Genomic DNA, 20,145 nt, shown 5'->3' with positions numbered 1-20,145 from the left:
GTCGAGCAGCCCCGTACGGCCCCTCCATGCTGGTCGAGCAGCCCCGTACGGCCCCTCCATGCTGGTCGAGCAGCCCCGTACGGCCCCTTGATGCTGGTCGAGTAGCTCCGTATCGGCCCCTGCTTGCTGGTCGAGTAGCCGCGCCAGCGGCGTATCGAGACCCGCCCGCCCAGCCCCCTCAGCCGATCGCCGCCAGCCGCCCCACGACGCCCTCGCCCAGCCGCGCCACGTACCCCTCCGGGTCCGGCCCCTGCGGCGCGAGCTCGACCAGCGAGATCCCGAGCGCCGCGTACTCCTCCATCGCCCGCACGAACCCGTCGGGGTCGCCGACCGGATCCCCGCCGCCGATGATCGTCTTCGTGATCGCGTCGTAGTCGCGCCCCAGCTCGTCGCAGTGCCGGCGCAGCACATCGAGCTTGTGGGCGATTCCCTCCGCCCCGATCGCGAACAGGTTGCAGGCGTCGCCGTACTCCGCGACCAGCCGCAGCGTCTTCTTCTCGCCGCTGCCGCCGATCAGGATCGGCGGACCCGGCCGCTGGATCGGCTCCGGGTGGTTCAGCGTCTCGGCCAGCTGGAAGTGCTTCCCCGTGTACGGCCCGTCGTCCTCGCTCCACATCTGCTTGCAGATCTGCAGCGTCTCCTCGAGCCGCTCGAACCGCTCCTTCAGCGCCGGATACGGCACGCCGAGCCCGAGGTGCTCCCGCTCGTACCAGGCCGCGCCGATCCCGAGCATCGCCCGCCCGCCCGACAGCACGTCGAGCGTCGTCACGATCTTCGCCAGCAGCCCCGGGTGCCGGTAGGTCACTCCGGTCACCAGCAGCCCCAGCCGCAGCCGCTCCGTCCGCCCCGCGACGAACCCCAGCGAGGTGTACCCCTCGAGCATCGGATCCTCGCTCGTTGCGAACTGCTCCATCTGGAAGTAGTGGTCCATCAGCGTGAACCACTCGCAGCCGACGTCCTCCGCCGTCCGCGCCGTCGCCCCGAGGATCGGCGCGATCCCGGCGCTGCCCCCCGGCAGCGTGAAGTTCATGAAATGAATGCCTACCTGCATGGCTGCGCTCCTGACTCCTCGGAGGCGGATGGCGTCCGGCGGGACTCCGCCGTCTCCACGCCCGCTCCCCTGCTGATGACTCGATCCGAGCCTCCCACGCGCCGCCGCCGGTCCGGCCCGCACTCCGCGGACTCCCATCCACGCAGTGGTCGGAACGCGCCAGCCGGCGATGACGACTGCTCCTCAGGGGATGTGGTCGTGCTGATCGTGAGTGGTCTGCGGCGCGCGGAGTCCCCGCCAGAAGGGCTCGTGTGGTGAGTGCTCGATGATGAGCGACGGAAGGATGGCTACGGCGCCTGCACCTCGAAGGAGGATGTCATCAAGCGACGCGACGACGTCGAGCACGGATCTCGGATCGAACTGCCCGGCCAGACGCTTCGCCTTCGTCCGGACGTTGTTCGGCGTCGGTCCGGCGTCGATGATCGAGTGGTTCCACAGCCGACTGTGGTGAGCACACCTGTTGCGCAGATACACGAGCGCCCGAACTCGGTATGCGAATCCCGCCTGAGCGATACCGAGGCTCGAGGCGACCGCGCCGGCCAGCGACCCGGAATCACCGCGTTCGATGCACTTCGACAGCGTGCCGAACGACCAAGCGTCGACTGCAGACCAGATCGGCAGCGCATCGAAGCGTGCGGTACCCACCTCGCGAGTGTTCGCTGTGAACCGCAGAATGTGCCTCTCCCGACTGCGTTCGATGTCTCGGAGGCACGCCTCCACGGTCGGCTCCGCAGAGGGAGCATTCGAGTAGAAGGCGGCCGAGAGATACGACCTGTAGGGGCCGTGTCGATCGGCGATGACATGAGCGGTGTGGCTGCGGAGGAGGATCTCGGCGTGCGCGAGCTGTGCGCTGAGCGACTGCCTCAGCTCTTCGTCTGCGTCGTAGATCCTCCGGATCCCTTCGAAGGAGGTGTCCTGGACGAACATGTCGTCGCCGTCCTGCGGGGCGCGCCGAAAATACCTGGCATAGCCGGAGAACCGGTAGTAGTTCTGCGCCGCTAGGAATTCTTCGCAGGCCGCCGGGTCACCGACGGCGAGGCCGCGCTGGCGGAGCAGCTGAACCTGCTGCGCCCACGAAAGGCTCGGCTTCAGAGCCACTGCAGTACCCCGATACCCATAAAAAAGGCCCCTCCCATTTGAGCTTCAAGGAGAGGCTTGGGAGGGGGTCGATTGGTTCGACTTTACCAGGTGCCCACGCGGCGCGGACTGTCGGACCGGTACCGGCGCGGAACATCGAGTCCTTGGCGTCCGACGCAGCAAGATGCTGCCGGCGCCCGTCACCGCGGCGCATACCGCGTCAGCACCGCGCCCTCCGGCAGCGGCTCGCTGCCGACGAAGCGCAGCTCCGGTCGGAACCCGGCGGCGAAGTACGGCGTTCCGCTGCCTAGGACGAACGGCTGCGTGTGGAGCCGGTACTCGTCGATCAGTCCGGCCGCGCCGAGCGAGGCGGCCAGCGCCGGCCCGCTCACCTCGATCGTGCCGTCGGTCTCGGCCCGGATCCGGCGGAAGGCGTCGACCGCATCGGAGGCGATCAGCGTCACGCCCTCGGGCACCTCGGTCACCGTCGACGAGAAGACGACCTTCGGAGTCTCGACCCACGCCCGCGCGAAGTCCTCGGAGACCTCGTCCCACTCCGGATCCGGCCGGCCCCAGTACGCCATCATCCGCCACATCCGGCTGCCGTAGACCGACAGGGCGGCGGCCCGCTGCCCGTCGTTGAAGACCCGGTGCAGCGCCGGCCCAGGTGCTGGGAACCCGGAGATGTCGCCGTCCACCGCCGCGACGAACCCGTCGATCGACACGAGCATCCCGTAGCTGACGAACCCCATCGGAGCCTCCTGACCTGCGCGACTCCGGCGTCGCACGCCCCGATGCTAGCCACGCGCCCGCGGCGCCCGGAAGAGGAGACGTCCGGACGAGTCCTACGCCCCGACGCGGAACCGTCGCCCGCCGAACTCCACGACGTCGCCGACCACGAGCTGCCGCCCGCGCCGCCGGTCCACCTCGCCGTTCACGCTGACGAAGCCGTCCGCGACGGCCTCCTTCACCTCGCCCCCGGATTCGAGGATCCCCGCGAACTTGAGAAACTGCCCGAGCCGGATGCTCTCCCCGTCGAGCGCGACCTCCTCGACCGGATCCTGTGCAGCCACGAGCGTCAGACCGCCGGGATGTCCGCGAAGCGGGAGAAGTGGCCGTGGAAGCCGACGGTGACTGTACGGGTCGGGCCATTGCGGTGCTTGGCGACGATGAGGTCGGCCTCGCCCGCGCGCGGGTTGTCCTTCTCGTAGGCGCTCTCGCGGTGGAGGAGGATCACCATGTCGGCGTCCTGCTCGATCGAGCCGGACTCGCGGAGGTCGGAGATCGCGGGCAGCTTGTCGGCGCGCTGCTCCGGTCCGCGGTTCAGCTGCGACAGCGCGATGACCGGCACCTGCAGCTCCTTCGCGAGCAGCTTGAGCGCGCGGGAGAACTCGGAGACCTCCTGCTGGCGGCTCTCGACCTTCTTGCCCGAGGTCATCAGCTGGAGGTAGTCGATGACGACCATCTTCAGGCCGATGCGCTGCTTGAGCCGGCGGCACTTCGCGCGGATCTCGACGAGGGTGAGGTTCGGCGAGTCGTCGATGTAGAGCGGCGCGTCGTTGATGCGGCCGCGGGTGGAGGCGATGGTCGTCCAGTCGCGCTGGTCGACCGTGCCCTTGCGCATGTGCTGCAGCGGCACCGACGCCTCGGCCGAGAGCAGGCGCATCGCGATCTCGCTGCGCCCCATCTCGAGCGAGAAGAAGATCGTGGCCATGTTGTGCTTGATCGCGGCGGCGCGGGCGAAGTCGAGCGCGAGCGTCGACTTTCCGAGCGCCGGTCGCGCGGCGACGATGATCATCTGGCCCGGGTGGAAGCCGTTGGTGAGGTCGTCCAGGTCGGCGAAGCCGGTCGGCACGCCGGTGAAGGCGCCGTCCTTGTGCGCGGCCGCCTCGATCTCGTCGATGGCGACGGTCACCGCGTCCGTCAGCGGGACGTAGTCCTCCGCCGTCTCGGACCCGGTGACGTTGTAGATCTCGGCCTGCGCCGTGTTGACGAGGTCGAGCACCTCGCCCTCGCCCTGGTAGCCCATCTGCGCGATCCGGGTGCCCGCCTCGACCAGCCGGCGCAGCAGCGCGCGCTCGGCCACGATCGACGCGTAGTAGCCCGCGTTCGCCGCGGTCGGCACCATCGCGGTGAGCGAGTGCAGGTAGTCGGCGCCGCCGGCGCGCTGCAGCTCGCCCTGCTTGGTCAGCTCGTCGGTGACGGCGATGACGTCGGTCGGCTCGCCGTGCGAGTAGAGCGCGAGGATCGCCTCGAAGACGATCTCGTGCTTGGGGATGTAGAAGTCGGTCGCCTTGACGCTCTCGACGACGTCGGCGACGGCGTCCTTGGAGAGCAGCATGCCGCCCAGTGCCGACTGCTCCGCGAGCAGGTCGTGCGGGGGAGTGCGCTCGTTGCTGCGCGGGGAGTCCCCTCGGGAGTCCCGTCCGTCTCGTCCGTCCGAGCCGGGAACCGCCAGGTGCGCGATCGTCATGCCTTCGCCTCCTCCTGTCGGGTGCCTCGCGGAACGGGTGGCGACACGGTCGAGCCGTCTGTCGCGAGTGCCGGACACAGGTCTACGCCCGACCTCCGACAGCGGACGCTCGGCGCCTGCCCCGCTCCCCTCGCGGGGCGCTGCGCCACACTACGGACCGGCCGCCGCCGGGGTCAAACCACCCTGTGGAGAGAACTGTGGAGAACGAGCGGGAAACGCCGCGCCCTCTGTGGGCAACGTGTGGACAACCCTGTGGGAACTCGACTGCCGGGCAAGTTTTTTCAGCGGCCTGACCAGGTCTTCCCCTGTTTCCACAGCTGTGTGGGGAAAAGAGTCTCCAGACCGCATTGAAGGTTGTCCCTCCGGGAGGGTGTATGTGGATGGAGCTGTGGACAACCGCAACGACGAAGGGCGGTGCGAGGGGACCGTGAAGTCCCGTCGCACCGCCCTCCGCGGCGTTCTCGCGGCCTTACTTGGCCGCGACCACCTGCAGCTTCACGGTGGCCTGGATGTCGTCGCGCAGACGCACCACGGCCTCGTGCTCGCCGATGTTCTTGATCGCGTTCGAGATCACGATCTTGCGCTTGTCGAGCTCGCCGTAGCCGGCCGCCGCCACCGCGGTCGCGATGTCGGAGGTCTTGACGGAGCCGAAGAGGCGCCCGTCCTTGCCGGCCTTGACGGTCAGCTTCACGCGGTTGGCCTCGAGGACCTGCTTCGTGTGCTGAGCCTCTTCGATGGTCTTGTGCTCACGAGCGGCTCGCGCCGACTTGATCTGCTCGACCTGCTTCTCGCCACCGCGGGTCCACGCGACGCCGAAGCCCTGCGGGATGAGGTAGTTGCGGGCGTACCCGTTCTTGACGTCGACGACGTCACCGGCGGAGCCGAGACCGTCGACCTCGTGGGTCAGGATGACCTTGGACATCTTCTACCTACCTTCCGCTGCCGGCGTAGGGCAGGAGTGCCATCTCGCGGGCGTTCTTGACGGCGCGGGCGATGAGGCGCTGCTCCTGGACGGAGACGCCGGTGATGCGACGGGCGCGGATCTTCCCGCGCTCCGAGATGAACTTGCGAAGGGTCGGGACGTCCTTGTAGTCGATGACGCCCACGCGGACCGACTTCGCGGGGGCCGCGTTCTTCGCGCCCTTGCCGCGGATCGGCTTGCGGCGGTCGCCGCTGCTCTTTCCAGCCATAGTGGTTTCCTTAGATTCTGGTTCGCGTCCGTCGGCACCCCTCTCGGGACGGGGACGCGTGATTCAGGTGAGGGCGCGCTCGAGCCCGAGGCTCAGAACGGCGTCTCGTCGTTGTAGCTGCCCGGCGTGCTCCACACGTCGCCACCGGCCGGAGCGCTGGGCGCCCACGGCTCCTCGGCCTGGCCGCCACCGCGGTTGCCGCCGCCGTTTCCGCCGGAGCCCCCCTGGTTGCCGCCGTTGCCGCCGCCGAAGCCGCCCTGGCTCGCGCCCTGGTTGCCTCCGCCGCCGCCGACCTGACCGCGTCCACCGCCGCCACCTGCTGCGCGCGTGACCTGAGCGGTCGCGTAGCGCAGCGAGGGGCCGATCTCGTCGATCTCGAGCTCGATGCTGGTGCGCTTCTCGCCTTCCTTCGTCTCGTAGGAGCGCTGCTTCAGGCGGCCGGTCGCGACGACACGGCTTCCCTTGGTCAGCGTCCCCGCGACGTTCTCGGCGAACTCGCGCCAGACGGAGGCCCGGAGGAACAGCGCTTCGCCGTCCTTCCAGTCGTTCGCCTGACGGTCGAAGGTGCGCGGCGTGGAGGCGATGGTGAAGTTCGCGACCGCGAGCCCGCCCTGCGTGTAGCGCAGCTCGGGGTCGGCGGTGAGGTTCCCCACCACGGTGATGATCGTCTCGCCGGCCATCAGCGTTACGCCTTGGGAGCGGCCGGAGCCTTGGCAGCCTTGCGGGCGGCCTTCTCGTCGGCGAGCTTCTTGGCGGCGGCGACCTGGGCGATGCCCTCTTCGGCGCGGAGCACCTTGGTGCGCATGACGGCCTCCGACAGCTTCAGCTGACGGTCGAGCTCGTTCGCGGCGGCCGAGGTCGACGTGAAGTCGACGACGGCGTAGATGCCCTCGGACTTCTTGTTGATCTCGTACGCCAGACGACGGCGGCCCCAGACGTCGACCTTGTCGATGGATCCACCATCGGTGCGGATGACGTTGAGGAACTTGTCGAGACTCGGAGCGACGGTGCGCTCATCGATCTCGGGATCCAGGATCACCATGAGTTCGTACTGATGCGTCACTAACCCACCTCCTTCGGACTGAACGGCCACGGTATTTCCGTGACAGGAGGGTATGTAGCATCTGTCCACTCCCGCGGACGCGAGTGCGTCTGGTCATGGACAACCTGACGACCTTACCATCCGCGCGGCTCCGCGCCCAGGGCCGATCTCAGTGCCGGCACCACCAGAGGCTCCTCAGCGCGCCGCCCACCACTCCTTCAGCCGCCGGGCGGCCTCCTCCTCGCCGAGCGGCCCCTCCTCGAGCCGCAGCTCCAGCAGGAACCTGTACGCCAGCCCCACCTCGCGCCCCGGCGGCAGCTCGAGGATCGCCATGATCTGCGTGCCGTCCAGGTCGGGCCGCTTCGACGCGAGCTCCTCCTTCTCGGCGAGCTCCGCGATCCGCTGCTCCAGGTCGTCGTAGGCGTGCGCCAGGCGGTCGGCCTTGCGGGTGTTGCGGGTGGTCACGTCGGCCCGGGTCAGGATGTGCAGCCGCTCCAGCAGCGGGCCGGCGTCGGTCACGTAGCGGCGGACGGCCGAGTCGGTCCAGGCGCCCTCGGTGTAGCCGAAGAAGCGCAGGTGCAGCTCGATCAGCCGGGCGACGTCGCTGATCGTCTGCTTGTCGAACTTCAGCGAGCGCAGCCGCTTGATCGCGAGCTTCGAGCCGACGAGGTCGTGGTGGTAGAAGCTGACCGCTCCGCCCGGCTCCAGACGCCGCGTGGCCGGCTTGCCGATGTCGTGCAGCAGCGCGGCGATGCGGAGGGTGACGTCGGGTGCCGCGCCGGGGTTCCGCTGCCCCTCGAGGGCGATCGCCTGCTCCAGCACGGTGAGGCTGTGCACGTAGACGTCCTTGTGGTGATGGTGCTCGTCCTGCTCCAGGCGCAGCGCCGGCAGCTCGGGGAGGAAGTAACCCGCCAGACCGGTGTCGACGAGGAGCTCGAGTCCCGCCCGCGGCGAGGCGGTCGCGAGGAGCTTCCGCAGCTCCTCCTGCACCCGCTCCGCCGAGACGTCGTCGATGCGGGGGGCCAGCTCGGCCATCGCCCACTCGACCTCGTCGGTCGTGCGGAAGCCCAGCTGCGAGGTGAACCGCGCGGCGCGCAGCATCCGCAGCGGATCGTCGCCGAAGGAGAGATCGGCCGCAGCCGGCGTGCGCAGCCGGCCCGCGAGCAGGTCCTCCACTCCCCCGGCGGGGTCGACCAGCACGATCTCGGGGAGCCGCAGCGCCATCGCGTTGACGGTGAAGTCGCGGCGCACGAGGTCGCCCTCGAGGCTGTTGCCGAACTCGACCTCCGGCTTCCGGCTGACGCCGTCGTAGCTGTCGCTGCGGTAGGTCGTGATCTCGACCGTCTCGCCCGCGATGCGCGCGCCGATCGTGCCGAACGCCCGGCCGATGTCCCAGTGCGCCTCCGCGATCGGAGCGACGATCCGCACGATGTCGTCCGGCCGCGCCGAGGTCGTGAAGTCGAGGTCGTGCACGCCGTGCCCGAGGAAGGCGTCGCGGACCGGGCCGCCGACCAGCGCGAGCTCGTGGCCCTGGGCCGCGAACGCCTCCGCGAGCCGGGCCACCGTCGGCGTCGCCGCGAGAGCGCGGAGGGTCTCGAGTGCGGTCTGGACGCTGTGCATCCGGCAGATCCTACCGGGGAGGTGCGGCCGGGGCGGGGTGCGCGCCAGGGTGAGCGCCGGCCTGCAACCGCCTCGACCGGTTACGGCTCCTGAGCGACTCCGCAGTGCATCCCGCGGCCCGGCAGCCGGCCGCCCGGAGGCCTGCCCGTAGAATCACCCGCATGGAGGCCGAGTGAGTTCGATGCGTCGGCGCGACCTCACCCCCTCCGATCGTCCCCGCCCCCGGCGCGCGGTCCCGCAGCTGCTCCGCTCCGCCGGTGCAGCTGTGCTCTCGATCGCGCTCCTCGGCGGTGCGCTCCCCGTCGCGGCGAGCGCCGCTGAGCCCACGGCTCTCGAGTCCGGGCAGGCCACCGTCACCGCCACGGTGGGCGCGGCGAACGACGGCGTCCTCCTCCCCGGCGAGGACCTCCAGTTGGCGGTCTCCGTGCGCAACGGCACCACCGAGTCCATCGACGGCGCGCGGGTCGAGGTCGCGATCGACGAGGACACCCTCGACTCGCGGGCCGAGCTCGCCGAGTGGCTCGACGGCGAGGCGGAGGACGAGGGCACGAGCACCGGCGACGGCGCCGACGTGCGACTGCTGCCCTCCAGCTCGGCCCAGGTCGGCGTGACCGTGCCCGCGGCCGACCTCCCCTTCTCGACCGACTCGATCCGCGATCCCGAGGCCTTCGGCACGCACACCGTCTCGGTGACCGTCACCAGCCCCGGCGGAACGGTCGCGACGGCCCGCGGCGTCGTCGAGCTCTCGACCGGCTTCCCGAGCGAGCAGGAGACCGGTGTCAGCGTCCTCGTGCCGCTCACCGTGCCCGACACCGCCGACGGCCTGCTCTCGGCCGAGACGCTGCAGGACTACACCCAGACCACCGGCACGCTCTCGCGCCAGCTCGACAGCGTCGACGGCCGCGCCGTGACCATCGGTGTGGATCCGCGCATCCTCGCGTCGATCCGCGTCCTCGGCGACTCGGCACCGGAGTCGGCGACCGCCTGGCTCGAGCGCCTCGAGGCGGTGCCCAACGAGGTCTTCGCCCTCCCCTACGCCGACGCGGACGTGGCCGCCCAGGCCCAGTCCGGCCTGTCCACCCTCCTGGCGCCGACCTCGTTCGAGTACGCGCTCGATCCTGCTCTCTTCGCACCGACGAGCACGGCGACGCCGACGCCGACGGCCGTTCCCGACGACACGACCGCCCTCCCCGACCGCCCGACGGCCGAGTCGCTCCTCGCGTTCGACTGGTCGCCGACGGTCGGCAGCATCGCCTGGCCCGACGACGGCACCGTCCGCGCCGCGGATCTCGGCGTCTATGCCACGACCGGCATGAACCGCACCGTCGTGTCCTCCGCCAACCTCGCACTGCCGGAGGACGTCACGACGACCACCCGGGCCGCCGTCGACGGCCACGACCTGATCGTCGCCGACAGCGCCCTCTCGACCGCCTTCGACGCGGCCGTCAGCTCCGGCACCGACTCCGAGTGGCGCGCGCGCATGGCCGACCTCACCGCCGACCTCGCGCAGGTCCAGCGCGAGGACGAGTCGCCGTCCGTGATCCTGGCGCTCGACCGCGGCGCCGCCATCGACGGCGTCCGGCTCTCGCAGACCCTTCAGGCCGTCGACGCGCTGCCGTGGGCGGAAGGGACCTCGCTCGCCGCCGCCCTCACCGCGGCGCCGACCGAGGACGCGACCGTCGTCGACAGCCCGGAGTCGGAGCAGCGCCTCGAGGGCGTCTCGGACCTCCTCACCGCGGCCGCCCGCGTCGAGTCCTTCTCCGCCGTCCTCACCGACCCGCAGCTGCTCAGCGGCAAGCGCCGCAACGACCTCCTCGCCCTGCTCGCCGTCACCTGGCGCGAGGACCCGACCGGCTGGCAGGGAGCGGTCGCCGCGAGCCGCGAGCAGGCCGACACCACGCTCTCCTCCGTCGCGATCGAGAGCTCCGACAGCGTCACGCAGCTCTCCCGCGACTCGAGCATCCCGGTCTACGTCCGCAACGACCTGCCCTGGCCCGTGACGGTCCGGATCCAGGCCTCGACCTCCAACGCGGTCCTCGACATCGACGAGTCCTCGGTCGAGCCCACGGCGATCGACGCCCGCTCGCAGGGCCGCGTCCTCATCCCGGTGAAGGCCCGCGTCGGCAACGGCGAGACCGAGCTCCGCATGCAGCTGACGGCCCAGGACGGCACGCCCATCGGCGCTCCTACCGGCATCGTCACCAACGTCCGCGCCGACTGGGAGACCGTCGGCACCCTCGGCGTCGGCATCCTCCTGGTCCTCGTCTTCGGCGCGGGCATCCTCCGCAACATCCGCCGGCGCCGCCGCGGCGACACCCCCGAGGAGGACGAGGAGGACCCGAACGCCCCGCTCGCCGTCCAGCCGGGCCTCGACGACGACCGAACGGATCCCCGTGGCTAGCTTCTCCCTCGGTCGCGCGAGCGCCGTCCTCGCCTCCGGCACGATGGTCTCGCGGGTCCTCGGCTTCGTGATGTCCCTGGTCTTCACGCAGACCATCGGCCTCGTCGGCCAGGGCGCCGACGCCTTCACGGTCGCCAACGGCCTGCCGAACACGATCTACGCGATCATCGCGGGCGGCGCCCTGAACGCGGTCCTGGTGCCGCAGATCGTGCGGGCCGGGCTCCAGGCCGACGGCGGCCAGCGCTACATCAACAAGCTGCTGACCCTCGCGCTGCTCGTCCTCCTCGGCGCCGCGGTGATCGCGACGCTCGCCGCACCCCTGCTGATCCAGCTGAACGCCTCGCAGTACGGGCCGGAGCAGACCCGCCTCGCCGTCACCTTCGCCTACTGGTGCCTGCCGCAGGTGTTCTTCTACGGGCTGTACACGATCCTCGGCGAGGTGCTCAATGCGCGCGGCTCCTTCGGGCCGTTCACCTGGACGCCGGTCGTCAACAACGTCGTCGCCATCGGCGGGCTCCTCGCCTTCCAGAACCTCTTCGGCTCGGACGGCCGCGGGGAGCGCCTCGCGACGCAGTGGACGCCCGAGATGATCGCGGTGCTGGCGGGCTCGGCGACCCTCGGAGTGGCACTGCAGGCGAGCCTGCTCGTCTTCTTCTGGAAGCGGGTCGGCCTGCGCTACCGTCCCGACTTCAGCGTCCGCGGGGTCGGCCTCGGTCGCGCCGGGCGTATCGCGATCTGGACCTTCGCGACCCTGCTCCTGACCGTCGCCGCCGGCTTCATCGAGAACAACACGGTCAGCGGCCCCTCCGGCGAGGACGCGTCGGCGACGGCGCTGCAGAAGGCGTGGCTCGTCTTCATGCTCCCGCACTCGGTGATCGCCGTCTCGATCGCGACCGCGTACTACACGAAGATGAGCGGCCACGCCTCGCGCAACGAGATGAAGGACTTCCGGAGCGACATCTCGACCTCCGTCCGGGTCGTGGGGCTGTTCCTCTTCTTCGCCGCGGCGGCGCTCGTCGTCTGCGCCCGGTCGTTCGCGACGATCTTCGCCCCCTCGGATCCCGAAGCCGCTGCGCAGATGGCCTTCATCATCACCGCCTACGTGATCGTGCTGCCGCTGTTCTCGACACTCGCGATCGTCCAGCGCGGGTTCTACGCCCTGAACGACGGCCGCTCGCCGTTCCTGTACACGCTGGTGCAGACGGCGATCATCGTCGTCGGCTGCGGGATCGCCTTCCTCCTGCCGAACTCGTCGACGGCGGTCTTCGTCGCGCTGTCGATCTCGGTCGGCGTCGCCGTGCAGGCGCTGATGGCCTGCGTCATGCTCCGCCGGAGACTGGGCGGCTCGGGTGGGAGGCGCGTGGTCCGCCGGTTCGCGATCTACGCCGTCACCACCCTGCCGGCCATGGGCGCCGGCGTCCTGGTGATGCTCGCCCTCTCCCGCGCGGACGGCTATCCGTCCGCGGGTGTGCTGGAGGCCCTGATCTCGATGGTGATCACCGGCGTCGTGATGGCGGTCGTCTACTTCGGCGTCCTCTGGGTCCTGCGCGTCCCCGAGCTGCGGGCGATGGCCGCGCCGTTCCTCCGCCGCCTCGGGCGCTGACGACCGCTGACGCACACTGACGGGCCCTGTGCGTCGATGAGACCCGCTGGGACCGGCTGAGGCCCCACGGCGTCCCTGAGAGCCCCCGTCCCGACACTGGGACGTCACCGAAGCGGTGGTGCGCCGGCGGGCGCGACGTGGAAGGGTGGGGGCGTCCTCCGGCAGAGCCGCCTCCCCCTCCTCCCTCCCGCCGACCCGGAAGGCGCGATGCGCTCCACGTTCGTCCTGCTCCGCGTGCTCGTCGCGGCCGCCGTCCTCACCGCGACCACGGTGAGCTTCCTCGACTCCCACGCGTTCTGGGTCGAGGCCCGCTTCCGCGACCGTGCGACCCTCACCGCCAACTTCTTCAGCTACATCACCGTCGAGATCTGCCTGCTCGCGGTGGTCGTCCTGCTGATCGGCGCCGTGGTCCTCGCCCGCGGCGCCCTGCCCGAACCGCGCTGGTTCGCGTGGCTGCGCGCCGGGGTCGTCACCTACATGGTCGTGATCGGAGTGGTCTACAACCTGCTCCTGCGCGGCACGGTGGTCACCGGGGCCGGGGCGGGGCAGGAGTGGACCAACGAGGTCATGCACGTCATGGCGCCGCTCGCGCTGATCCTGGACTGGCTGTTCGCGCCCGGACGGCGCCGCCTCTCGTGGGCCGTCGTCCCGGCGCTGCTCGCCTTCCCCGTCGCCTGGTTCGTCTACACGAGCGTCCGGGCACCGCTCGTCTACGACCAGATGAAGCACGAGCAGGTCTGGTACCCGTACCCGTTCCTCGATCCGCGCCTGGCCGACCCGCCGATCGTCCCCGGCGGGATGATCGCGGTGGTCTTCTACGTCGCCGCCATGACCGCGGTCTTCGCCTCGGCCGGCTGGCTGACGGTCCTGATCTCGCGCCGGTCGATCGGGCAGCGCAGCGACCTCGAGAGCTCGAGAGCGAAAGAGCCGGTCAGCGCCTCTTTCTCAACCCCTTCTCGCCGGTCCGCGCCACGACCCTGACCGCGGGCCGAGTGCTCCCGGCGCCGCGGAATAGGCCCCGCCTAGGATGTGTTGTAGCCCCTGGAGCCCGGAACGATCGAGCGAGCGGGTCCGGCTCCGCGGAACACCGCAGACCAGTGAAACCACCCCCCGCTCAGCACAGACCTCGAGGAGTTGCCGTGCGCGACATCGTCATCATCGGATCCGGCCCTGCAGGCTGGACGGCCGCCATCTACGCGGCGCGCGCCGATCTGCACCCCGTCGTGGTCGCCTCGTCCGTCGAGATCGGCGGCGACCTGATGAACACCACCGACGTCGAGAACTTCCCCGGCTTCCCCGACGGCGTCCTCGGCCCCGAGCTGATGACGGCGATGCAGAAGCAGGCCGAGAAGTTCGGTGCGGAGACGTTCTACGACGACGTCCTGTCGCTCGACCTCGAGGGCGAGACCAAGACGATCCACCTCGGCTCCGGCGAGAGCATCGAGGCGAAGACCGTCGTCATCGCCACCGGCTCGGCCTACCGCAAGCTCGGCCTGCACGACGAGGACCGACTCTCGGGACACGGTGTCTCATGGTGCGCCACCTGCGACGGCTTCTTCTTCAAGGGCAAGACCATCGCCGTCGTCGGCGGCGGCGACTCCGCGATGGAGGAGGCGACCTTCCTCACCAAGTTCGCGGAGAAGGTCTACGTCATCCACCGCAAGGACTCGCTCCGCGCGTCCAAGGTCATGCAGAAGCGCGCCCGCGACAACGAGAAGATCGAGTTCGTCTGGAACACCGAGGTCACCGGCATCACCGGTGAGAACCACGTGAACGGCGTCAAGCTGCGCGACACGGTCGACGGCACCGAGTCGACGCTCGAGCTCGACGGCCTCTTCATCGCGATCGGCAACGACCCGCGCACCCACATCGTCCACGGCAAGCTCGACCTGACGACCGACGGCACGATCGCCGTCACCGGCCGCTCGTCGCAGACCTCTGTGGCGGGCGTGTTCGCCGCCGGCGACGTGATCGACCCGACCTACCGTCAGGCCGTCACCGCCGCAGCGTCGGGCACCGTCGCCGCCCTCGACGCCGAGCACTACCTCGCCGCCCTCACCGATGGCATCGCCAGCACCGAGGGAACCCCGGCGGCCGAGCTCCTCACCCTCTAGTCCTCCCCACCACACTCGCACTCGAGTCGGCGCCGCCGGCTCACGAAGGAGAAAATCATCATGTCCACCGCGAAGAGCGTCACCGACGCATCGTTCCAGGCCGATGTCCTCGACTCCGAGAAGACCGTCCTGGTCGACTTCTGGGCCGAGTGGTGCGGTCCCTGCCGCATGGTCGCCCCGATCCTCGACCAGATCTCGGCCGAGCACGGCGACAAGATCGAGATCGTCAAGCTGAACGTCGACGAGAACCCGCAGATCGCCGCGAAGTACCAGATCACCTCGATCCCGGCGATGAAGGTCTACCAGAAGGGCGAGGTCGTCAAGACCGTCATCGGAGCCAAGCCGAAGCCCGCTCTCGAGGCAGACCTGGCCGCGTTCCTCTGAGTTCGACCTCCGGCGGTTCGACCGTCTGACGAAGCCCCTGCGCCCCTGTGGCGCGGGGGCTTCGTCGTTCTGGGTCGCTCCTCCCGTTTCACGTGAAACGGGCGCAGGAGGCAGTCCACGGGCAGCGCAGTGGCGTTCCCCTCCCCCGGTCCGCCGGAATCCCGCCGAGTAGTCTGGATCGATCCGGTCGACGGCCGGAGGCCCCTGTCCATCGAGCGGAGCGACACCACCGTGATCAACGCCGGCACCAATCTCGACCCCTGGTACGACTCCTACGCGGAGCGCACGGCCGGCCTCGCGGCCAGCGAGGTCCGAGCCCTGTTCGCCGTCGCCTCCCGCCCCGAGGTGGTCTCGCTCGCCGGTGGCATGCCGTTCGTCTCCGCCCTCCCCCAGGACCTCGTGACCGACGCCATGGCCACCGTCATGCGCGAGCAGGGCCCGGTCGCGCTGCAGTACGGCTCCGGTCAGGGCGTCCCGGTGCTGCGCGAGCAGATCCTCGAGGTGATGGCGCTCGAGGGCATCTCGGCCAGCGCCGACGACGTCGTCGTCACCACCGGCTCGCAGCACGCCCTCGAGCTGGTCTCGAAGCTGTTCCTCGATCCGGGCGACGTGGTCCTGTCCGAGGGCCCGAGCTACGTCACCGCGATGGTCATCTTCCGCTCCTACCAGGCCGAGATCGAGCACGTCGCGATGGACGAGCACGGCCTGATCCCCGAGGCGCTGCGCGAGCACATCGCGCACGTGCGGGCCGCAGGGAAGCGGATCAAGTTCCTTTACACGATCCCGACCTTCCACAACCCGGCCGGCGTCACGCTGAGCTGGGAGCGCCGCGTCGAGATCCTCGAGATCTGCAAGAGCGAGGGAATCCTCGTCCTCGAGGACAACCCGTACGGCCTGCTCTACTTCGAGGACGTGCCGCCGAAGGCGATGCGCTCCCTCGAGGAGGACGGCGTGATCTACCTCGGCACCTTCTCCAAGACCCTCGCGCCCGGGTTCCGCATCGGCTGGGCGCTCGCACCCCACGCCATCCGGGAGCGCCTGATCCTGGCGAACGAGGCGGCCGTTCTGAGCCCGTCGTCCTTCAGCCAGCTCGTCATCTCGCAGTACCTGGCGACGGCCGACTGGCGCGGTCAGATCGACACCTTCCGCGCCGTCTACCGCGAGCGCAAGGAGGCGATGATCCGCGGCCTGGAGACCCACCTGCCGGGTCTCACCTGGACGAATCCGAACGGCGGCTTCTACGTCTGGGTCACCCTCCCCGAGGAGCTCGAGTCGAAGGCGATGCTTCCCCGGGCCGTGAAGGAGCTGGTCGCCTACACGCCCGGGACGGCGTTCTTCGGCAACGGCGACGGCCGCCGGAACATCCGGCTGTCGTTCTGCTACCCGACTCCGGAGCGGATCGGCGACGGCATCCGGCGCCTCGCGACCGTCATCAACGGCGAGCTCGACCTCCTGTCCACCTTCGCCGGCACGGGTGCGCGCACGAGCGACCCGGTCGAGCAGCGTGACGCCGCCCTGCCGCCGCAGATCCTCTGACGGTACGAACCACGAGCACAAAAGGCCAGGTCATGACCTCTATCTCCAGCGCCGATCTCTCGAGCTCCGAGGAGCCCCTGGACATCGTCGTCATCAGCGGCGGCATCAGTCACGAGCGCGACGTCTCCCTGCGCTCCGGCCGCCGCGTCGCCGACCGCCTGTCCGCGATGGGGCACCGGGTCACGCACCGCGAGCCGGACGCCGGTCTGCTCGCAGCGCTGCTGAAGCAGCGCCCGGACGTCGTGTGGCCGGCCGTGCACGGCGCGAGCGGTGAGGACGGCGCGCTGCTCGGGCTGCTCGAGGCGGCGGGCTTCGCGTACGTCGGCTCGCAGACCGAGGCGGCGCGACTCGCCTGGTTCAAGCCGACGGCGAAGACACTGGTCGCGCGGGCCGGCTTCTCGACGCCCCGCTCGATCACCCTCCCCCGCGAGACGTTCCGCGAGCTCGGCGCCGCGGGCATCCTGGAGCAGGTGCAGTCGCACCTCCCCGGACCGCTCGTGGTGAAGCCCGCGCAGGGCGGGTCCGCACAGGGTGTCAGCATCGTCACCGAGCCCGGTCTGCTGTCCCGGGCGATGGTCGATGCCTACACCTACGGCGAGGTCGCACTGATCGAGCAGCAGGTCCTCGGCACAGAGGTCTCGGTCGGTGTCCTCGACCTCGGCGACGGCCCCTTCGCACTCCCCCCGGTGGAGATCGCGCCGGTTGCCGGCCGCTACACCTTCGAGGCCCGCTACACCGCGGGTGAGACCCGCTTCTACACGCCCGCGCGGCTGCCGGAGGAGACGCTCGCCGAGGTCTCCCGCGTCGCGGTCGCCATCCACGAACTGCTCGGCCTCCGCCACCTCTCCCGCATCGACGTCATCGTCGATCCCGACGGCCTCCCCTGGTTCTTCGACGCGAACGTCCTCCCCGGCATGACCGAGACCTCCCTAATTCCCCAGGCCATCGAGGCCTCCGGCCGCTACCTCGGCGACGTCTACTCCACCCTCGCCCGCCGAGCCCTCCTCCCCTGACGCCGTTTCACGTGAAACGGCCCGACAGATCCCCATCGCGTTTCACGTGAAACATCTGCGACGCCCCACCCGCCTTCGTTTCACGTGAAACATCACCGTTTCCCACCCGACTCATGCTGGTCGAGTAGCCGCCCCCGGCGGCGTATCGAGACCCATCCGCCACCAGCGCCAGTCTCGAAACGGCGCCCCGCACCTACTCGACCAACAAGAGCGAGTTCCCGGCCTTCGAGACTCGTCCATCCCCACACGCTGGTCGAGTAGCCGCCTCCGGCGGCGTATCGAGACCCACCCGCCACGAGCGTCGGTCTCGATACGGCGCTCCGCGCCTACTTGACCACCGAGAGCGCGGCCCACGCCGACGCCGCCAGCAATCGCGTCCGCGATCATGCTGGTCGAGTAGCCGCCCCCAGCGGCGTATCGAGACCCCTCGGACAGCCCACGCCCGACAGCGTCGGTCTCGATACGGCACTTCGCGCCTACTCGACCAGCATGAATGAGATGTCCGCTTCTGTGGCCGGCACAACACCGTGCTGGTCGAGTAGCCGCTACCGGCGGCGTATCGAGACCCACCCACCGCCCTACCTCGGACAGCGTCGATCTCGATACGGCGCTCCGCGCCTACTCGCGCAGCAAGGAGGACGCGCACGACTAGATGATCGGCGCCCCGCACCTTGTTGGTCGAGTAGCCGCCGTGGGCGGCGTATCGAGACCCCGTACAGTCCCTGCCGTTTCACGTCAAACGGCTCACACCGCTACGGCGCCAGCGACACCTCGGTCGGCTCGCCGATCTCGGCGAGGATCCGGTTCAGGTCCTGGATCGTGGCGAAGTCGATGACGACCTGGCCCTTGCGAGCCCCCAGCGTCACCTTCACCCGCGTGTTCAGGCGGTCGCCGAGGTGGTCCGCCACCGTCGTGAGGTGCCCGGCGTGGCCGCCCTGCTCCTCCTCCGGCTCGCGCGGAGCCGCCTTCGGAGCCTTCATCTGCGTCGCGGCAGCCTCGGCCGCACGGACCGACAGGTCCTCGTTCACGATCTTGTCGGCCAGGCGCCGCATCAGCTCCGGCGTCTCCACCGACAGCACCGCACGCGCGTGCCCTGCACTGAGCACGCCCGCCGCGACGCGCGCCTGCACATCGGCCGGCAGACGCAGCAGCCGGAGCGTGTTCGAGATCTGCGGCCGCGACCGCCCGAGCCGGGTCGCCAGCGCCTCCTGCGTGATGCCGAAGTCGCTCAGCAGCTGCTGGTACGCCGACGCCTCCTCCAGCGGGTTGAGCTCAGCCCGGTGCAGGTTCTCCAGGAGCGCGTCCCGGAGCATGTTCTCGTCGGCCGTGTCCTTGACCACCGCGGGGATCGTCTTCAGCCCCGCCGCCTTCGAGGCCCGGAACCGCCGCTCCCCCATCACCAGCTCGTACTTCGCACCCTTGCGACCGGACACCGGCCGAACGACGATCGGCTGCAGCACGCCGAACTCGCGGATGCTGTGCACGAGCTCCGCCAGCTCGTCCTGATCGAACACCGACCGGGGCTGTGCCGCGTTCGGCACGATCTCCGAGAGCGACAGCTGAGCCAGCCGCGCTCCAGGAACCTGCACGAGATCGTCGTCCGAGTCGTTCGCACCGATCTGGTCGGGGAAGAACACGTCGACGGGCCGCGAGCGGGTGTCGTCGCTGACCGGGATCAGGGCGCCGATGCCCCGGCCGAGTCCTGTGCGCTTGGTCGCCATCAGCGGTCCTCTCCATCGGTGGGTGCAGCAGCGGTCTTGGGAACGCCTCGGCGCGCGATCTCCGCGGCCGCCTCGAGGTAGGCGAGCGAGCCGGAGGACTGCGGGTCGTAGCTAATCACGCTCTGGCCGTACGACGGTGCCTCCGAGATCCGCACGTTGCGCGGGATCACCGCACGCAGCACCTCCTTCGGGAAATGCTCGCGCACATCGGCCGCCACCTGGTTGGACAGGTTCGTCCGGCCGTCGAACATCGTCAGCAGGATCGTCGACACCGCCAGGTTCGGATTCAGGTGCCGCTCGATGAGGTCGATGTTCTTCAGCAGCTGGCTGAGCCCCTCGAGTGCGTAGTACTCGCACTGGATCGGGATCAGCACCTCACGCGCGGCGACGAACGCATTGATCGTGAGGAGACCGAGCGAGGGCGGGCAGTCGATGAAGACGTAGTCGAACGGCTCCGCCATCCCCTTCAGCATCCGGTCCAGTGCTCGACGCAGACGCTGCTCCCGCGCCACGAGCGAGACCAGCTCGATCTCGGCGCCGGCGAGGTGGATCGTCGCGGGCACGCCGTACAGCGAGGCGAACTCCGGGCTCTTCTGCACGACGTCCGCCAGCGGGGTGTCGTTCACGATGACGTCGTAGACGCTCGCCGTCTCGGCGCGGTGCTCGATCCCGAGCGCCGTCGACGCATTCCCCTGCGGGTCGAGGTCGATGACGAGGACCTTCGCGTCGCCGCGTGCCAGGCCGGCCGCGAGGTTGACGGTCGTGGTCGTCTTGCCGACGCCGCCCTTCTGGTTCGAGATGGTGATGACGCGGGTCGTCTCCGGCTTCGGCAGCGGCTGCGCGTTCAGCAGCGCCCGCCGACGCGTCATGTCCGCGATCTCGCGGGCGAGGGGAGTCGAGGAATCGAATCCTCCGGTCAG

The 20,145-nt window shown here is 69.9% G+C and carries 19 protein-coding genes; 7 read left to right on the top strand and 12 right to left on the bottom strand.

Annotation, left to right across the window (positions count from 1 at the left end; translation table 11 throughout):
* Positions 1 to 178: 178 nt before the first annotated feature.
* The 10 genes from GTU73_RS00955 to GTU73_RS00910 all read right to left on the bottom strand — a co-directional run bounded on the left by GTU73_RS00955 (position 179) and on the right by GTU73_RS00910 (position 8,453).
* Positions 179 to 1,030, bottom strand: a complete 852-nt coding sequence (locus GTU73_RS00955; RefSeq protein ID WP_244231720.1) for an LLM class F420-dependent oxidoreductase — start codon at positions 1,028 to 1,030, stop codon at positions 179 to 181.
* 204 nt (positions 1,031 to 1,234) lie between these two features.
* Positions 1,235 to 2,149 carry an Abi family protein gene (locus GTU73_RS00950; protein WP_244231719.1) on the bottom strand — a complete coding sequence of 305 codons (915 nt, stop codon included), beginning with the start codon at positions 2,147 to 2,149 and terminating at the stop codon, positions 1,235 to 1,237.
* 179 nt (positions 2,150 to 2,328) lie between these two features.
* Positions 2,329 to 2,880, bottom strand: a complete 552-nt coding sequence (locus GTU73_RS00945) for a dihydrofolate reductase family protein (protein WP_160086165.1) — start codon at positions 2,878 to 2,880, stop codon at positions 2,329 to 2,331.
* A gap of 93 nt (positions 2,881 to 2,973) precedes the next feature.
* A complete protein-coding gene (locus GTU73_RS00940) occupies positions 2,974 to 3,201 on the bottom strand; it encodes an RNA-binding S4 domain-containing protein (protein ID WP_160086163.1) in 228 nt (75 codons plus the stop codon).
* 5 nt (positions 3,202 to 3,206) lie between these two features.
* A complete protein-coding gene (dnaB, locus tag GTU73_RS00935) occupies positions 3,207 to 4,601 on the bottom strand; it encodes a replicative DNA helicase (protein ID WP_123447283.1) in 1,395 nt (464 codons plus the stop codon).
* 469 nt (positions 4,602 to 5,070) lie between these two features.
* Positions 5,071 to 5,523, bottom strand: a complete 453-nt coding sequence (rplI, locus tag GTU73_RS00930; RefSeq protein WP_160086161.1) for a 50S ribosomal protein L9 — start codon at positions 5,521 to 5,523, stop codon at positions 5,071 to 5,073.
* 7 nt (positions 5,524 to 5,530) lie between these two features.
* On the bottom strand, positions 5,531 to 5,791 hold the full coding sequence (rpsR, locus tag GTU73_RS00925) for a 30S ribosomal protein S18 (RefSeq protein WP_056039813.1): 261 nt from the start codon (positions 5,789 to 5,791) through the stop codon (positions 5,531 to 5,533).
* Between the two features lie 92 nt (positions 5,792 to 5,883).
* On the bottom strand, positions 5,884 to 6,471 hold the full coding sequence (locus tag GTU73_RS00920) for a single-stranded DNA-binding protein (RefSeq protein ID WP_123706126.1): 588 nt from the start codon (positions 6,469 to 6,471) through the stop codon (positions 5,884 to 5,886).
* 5 nt (positions 6,472 to 6,476) lie between these two features.
* The gene (gene rpsF, locus GTU73_RS00915) at positions 6,477 to 6,854 is read right to left on the bottom strand and encodes a 30S ribosomal protein S6 (RefSeq protein WP_056039816.1); all 378 of its coding nucleotides are present in this window, start codon (positions 6,852 to 6,854) and stop codon (positions 6,477 to 6,479) included.
* A gap of 174 nt (positions 6,855 to 7,028) precedes the next feature.
* A complete protein-coding gene (locus GTU73_RS00910; protein WP_160086159.1) occupies positions 7,029 to 8,453 on the bottom strand; it encodes a CCA tRNA nucleotidyltransferase in 1,425 nt (474 codons plus the stop codon).
* A gap of 181 nt (positions 8,454 to 8,634) precedes the next feature.
* Here GTU73_RS00910 and GTU73_RS00905 point away from each other — a divergent pair, with 181 nt between their 5' ends.
* From GTU73_RS00905 to GTU73_RS00875, 7 genes are all read left to right on the top strand, one after another.
* Entirely contained in the window at positions 8,635 to 10,854 is a 2,220-nt protein-coding gene (locus GTU73_RS00905; protein WP_244231883.1) for a DUF6049 family protein, read from the top strand.
* A complete protein-coding gene (gene murJ / locus GTU73_RS00900) occupies positions 10,847 to 12,457 on the top strand; it encodes a murein biosynthesis integral membrane protein MurJ (protein WP_244231718.1) in 1,611 nt (536 codons plus the stop codon). Before GTU73_RS00905 ends, murJ begins: the two co-directional genes overlap by 8 nt.
* Before the next feature lie 207 nt (positions 12,458 to 12,664).
* Complete coding sequence (locus tag GTU73_RS00895) at positions 12,665 to 13,438, top strand: Pr6Pr family membrane protein (protein ID WP_160086155.1); 774 nt, start codon at positions 12,665 to 12,667, stop codon at positions 13,436 to 13,438.
* Positions 13,439 to 13,596: 158 nt separating this feature from the next.
* A complete protein-coding gene (trxB, locus tag GTU73_RS00890) occupies positions 13,597 to 14,571 on the top strand; it encodes a thioredoxin-disulfide reductase (RefSeq protein ID WP_160086153.1) in 975 nt (324 codons plus the stop codon).
* Positions 14,572 to 14,631: 60 nt separating this feature from the next.
* Positions 14,632 to 14,955 (top strand): thioredoxin, encoded by a 324-nt coding sequence (gene trxA / locus GTU73_RS00885; RefSeq protein ID WP_123447267.1) that lies wholly within the window; start codon positions 14,632 to 14,634, stop codon positions 14,953 to 14,955.
* A 234-nt stretch (positions 14,956 to 15,189) separates the two neighbouring features.
* Positions 15,190 to 16,491, top strand: coding sequence for a PLP-dependent aminotransferase family protein (locus tag GTU73_RS00880; RefSeq protein WP_160091153.1), 1,302 nt, complete (start codon positions 15,190 to 15,192; stop codon positions 16,489 to 16,491).
* Positions 16,492 to 16,523: 32 nt separating this feature from the next.
* On the top strand, positions 16,524 to 17,504 hold the full coding sequence (locus tag GTU73_RS00875) for a D-alanine--D-alanine ligase (protein WP_160086151.1): 981 nt from the start codon (positions 16,524 to 16,526) through the stop codon (positions 17,502 to 17,504).
* A gap of 752 nt (positions 17,505 to 18,256) precedes the next feature.
* On the opposite strand, the gene GTU73_RS00870 is transcribed toward GTU73_RS00875, so the two are convergent.
* Positions 18,257 to 19,225 (bottom strand): ParB/RepB/Spo0J family partition protein, encoded by a 969-nt coding sequence (locus GTU73_RS00870; RefSeq protein WP_160086149.1) that lies wholly within the window; start codon positions 19,223 to 19,225, stop codon positions 18,257 to 18,259.
* On the bottom strand, positions 19,225 to 20,094 hold the full coding sequence (locus GTU73_RS00865) for a ParA family protein (RefSeq protein ID WP_160091152.1): 870 nt from the start codon (positions 20,092 to 20,094) through the stop codon (positions 19,225 to 19,227). The genes GTU73_RS00870 and GTU73_RS00865 overlap by 1 nt, the downstream gene beginning before the upstream one ends.
* Positions 20,095 to 20,145 lie beyond the last annotated feature (51 nt).

The organism is Rathayibacter sp. VKM Ac-2804, from assembly GCF_009866655.1.
Classification (GTDB): domain Bacteria; phylum Actinomycetota; class Actinomycetes; order Actinomycetales; family Microbacteriaceae; genus Rathayibacter.
This window is presented reverse-complemented; position numbering and strand designations above follow the sequence as displayed.